The 2,468-nt window shown below is 42.3% G+C and carries 6 protein-coding genes and 1 pseudogene; 1 reads left to right on the forward strand and 6 read right to left on the reverse strand.

Annotation, left to right across the window (positions count from 1 at the left end; all coding sequences use genetic code 11):
- Positions 1 to 185 (forward strand): hypothetical protein (locus AC3LHT_RS09705; protein WP_488662749.1); only part of this gene is annotated, 185 nt, incomplete at its 5' end.
- A gap of 338 nt (positions 186 to 523) precedes the next feature.
- Here AC3LHT_RS09705 and AC3LHT_RS09710 read toward each other — a convergent pair.
- The 6 genes and pseudogenes from AC3LHT_RS09710 to AC3LHT_RS09735 all read right to left on the reverse strand — a co-directional run.
- Positions 524 to 913 (reverse strand): DUF7670 domain-containing protein, encoded by a 390-nt coding sequence (locus tag AC3LHT_RS09710; RefSeq protein WP_488662750.1) that lies wholly within the window; start codon positions 911 to 913, stop codon positions 524 to 526.
- 49 nt (positions 914 to 962) lie between these two features.
- The gene (locus tag AC3LHT_RS09715; RefSeq protein WP_290645822.1) at positions 963 to 1,205 is read right to left on the reverse strand and encodes a hypothetical protein; all 243 of its coding nucleotides are present in this window, start codon (positions 1,203 to 1,205) and stop codon (positions 963 to 965) included.
- A gap of 87 nt (positions 1,206 to 1,292) precedes the next feature.
- Positions 1,293 to 1,517, reverse strand: coding sequence for a hypothetical protein (locus AC3LHT_RS09720; RefSeq protein ID WP_290645824.1), 225 nt, complete (start codon positions 1,515 to 1,517; stop codon positions 1,293 to 1,295).
- Between the two features lie 52 nt (positions 1,518 to 1,569).
- On the reverse strand, positions 1,570 to 1,779 hold the full coding sequence (locus AC3LHT_RS09725) for a DUF2922 domain-containing protein (protein WP_290645827.1): 210 nt from the start codon (positions 1,777 to 1,779) through the stop codon (positions 1,570 to 1,572).
- Positions 1,780 to 1,796: 17 nt separating this feature from the next.
- Positions 1,797 to 2,033 carry a DUF1659 domain-containing protein gene (locus AC3LHT_RS09730; protein WP_290645829.1) on the reverse strand — a complete coding sequence of 79 codons (237 nt, stop codon included), beginning with the start codon at positions 2,031 to 2,033 and terminating at the stop codon, positions 1,797 to 1,799.
- A gap of 167 nt (positions 2,034 to 2,200) precedes the next feature.
- Positions 2,201 to 2,468 (reverse strand): annotated as a pseudogene (locus AC3LHT_RS09735) (hypothetical protein); the annotation flags it as partial.

Consider the following 2,468-nt stretch of genomic DNA (forward strand, 5'->3'; position numbering starts at 1 on the left):
CTGTAACTTATTCCAAAAATACCAAGACCAATCAAAAGGAAAGCAAAAAGCGCCGTGCACTTTTTCATAAAATCACCTCCAAAGGTTTCATTAAGATAATAGCAAAAGAGCAGTCAAAAAGGAACCGAGAAGCCGAGTTACGTGGTTCGAGTCACGAGTATCAAGAGCCGAGTGATGAGTTATGAATGATGAGTGATGAGTGATGAGTTAAAGAGACGAGAAGCGAGAATCCGAGAGTCCGAGAATACGAGAAATCGAGAACCGAGATTAAGAGCCGAGTTGCGAGTTACGAGTCACGAGAGAGAACATCTAGACCCCAACAACCAAACCCTAAACCCGTTCCTTGATGCCCTAAACTCCATTCCTTAGTCGATTGCGCTAGCAGTTCAAGGCAACCGCGAAGCGGTTCATGGCAACTTTGTTAGAAGTTCAAAGCAACTGCGTAAGCAGTTCATAGCGGGTTTTGGCTGGCTGGTAAGAGACGAGTTTCGAGTCACGAGAGAAAACAGCTAAACCCTGACAACTAAACCCTGGACCCAGTATTTTTTGAAACGAAATAATCTATCAAAAAAATAAAAGCTGGGACTATTATTAAAAAAGGGGTGAGGCCTCTGGGGAATCTTTGCTTGGCGTGATACTCTAAAGCGTAAAATATTGCTAAACTCCCGATTGTAATCAATGGACCCGTTAGTCTCCATTTCCATGCCAAAAGCATTCCAGCGAGCACACCCATGGGGAAGAACATCAGTTCGAGGAATTCGTAAGGAGTCGGTAAAGACTCTCCTTCTTCGGGAAATATTACATTGCTTACAAAAGCAAGAGCAATTAATGCAGTAATGATAAGAGTGGTGATCTTGGCGATTTTAATGCTCAGCTTATCATTTTCGAAAATTTCGAAAGGCTTTTTTCTCACCAGGCATCATCCTTCTTGAAAGCTGAATTTTGTATTCAAAGAATCGCTTTCAGGCTTTCCTATGTTCTGATAGATGAAATGAGGCCCATTCTTTTATCCTGTGGATTTTCGATTCTATTATGAGCTTCTCATGAGCAGGAGCTTCATTTTCGACTTTTTTGAAGGTTTTTATTGCCTTTTCTGCTATTTCCTTTCGCACACTTTTCCCGTGCCATAGGTAAAGTGTTATCCATCTTATGAAAAAGTAGTAGCTAACTAACGCAATGCCGAGGAGCATCAGATCTCCAAACATAGCAATCCCTCCATATAATATTCTATACTTTGTCAAGAAACTACCCAAGTGATTTGCACAGTTAAAAGACCGCCCGAAGGCGGTCTTTTAGGCTGTTTTCCAGATGGTTCTGTTTAACCATGATACCACTATGTCTATGGCTTTATCGAGAATTTCGTCAAGCAATTCTTTGTCGATTTTCCAATTTTCCTCTGGAAGAACCTGATACAACAGGCTTTTTAGTTCCTGTTTCTTCTGTCTTCCTTCACCGGGTCTTTCCAGTAGACAAGCGCCAAGAGAGAGTAGTCCGGTTAATGACTTGAGAAAGTACATTTTACACCTCCATTAATGAAAGCGGGCCCTTCGGGCCCGCTTTTGGATTTGCTCAGATCAAATTGAAAAGTTCGTTTGTGGCTTTGTCAATGACGCTGGCATAGTCCGTTGCGTAGTTCGATGGGATGACTTTGAGAGTCACAAGTGCGTCCATGACATTCTGAACTTCTGCTTGGGTTAAACCGTCTTTTGGGGATCTAAGCACAAGCCCTTTTGACTTTCCCTGAGCCGAGTCGTACCATCTCATGTTAAGCGTTTTCAACTAATCACACCTCCTCATTAGTCAATTGGTCCAAGACTGTCTGTGCTGATAAGCCTTATCTCGCTGATGGTATAAGTAGAAAGAGAAGCGAGATTATAAGCCGCATCGTAGGCTTCCTGTTCAGTTATGGAGCTGTCCACGGATATGGATTGTCTGTAGTAAACAGGCTCTCCATCCTCCACAACTCCGGTATCCCAAACGATCTGAAGCCTTTTTGTGTTACTGAGATTTACTACTGTTGAACCAAGTCCCACGCTTTACACCTCCTGTTTGTTTTCTGCGGCCGCGCGATAAAATAATAGCAGGATATACGTATGAATACCATATGGTTCAAAAAAAGGAGAATCAAAATGAAGATCCCCCTTTGTATGCAAGAGCTTATGTGATTTTTAAAGTATGTGAAAATGTGAAGCGGTGGTAATCAGATTAGGTTTTCAAGAGCCTTTGCCTTTGAAAAAGCCCCCTTCACTTCCCTTGTCATTTTTTGTGATGCTTCCACCGCTGATCTTGTTGCGAAGAGCATATCCCGGGTTCTGAGATACAATGTTATGAAAGTGATGTCAAAGGCATCGCCCGCACCAACTGTATAAGGGTATACAAATGTATCTGATGGTATCAATTTATCTCTTACCTGGGCGCCTTTAGGACCGAGTTTCACAATATCACAAGCTCCATTACACTCTTTTTCT

The sequence above is a fragment of the Kosmotoga sp. genome, assembly GCF_982836095.1.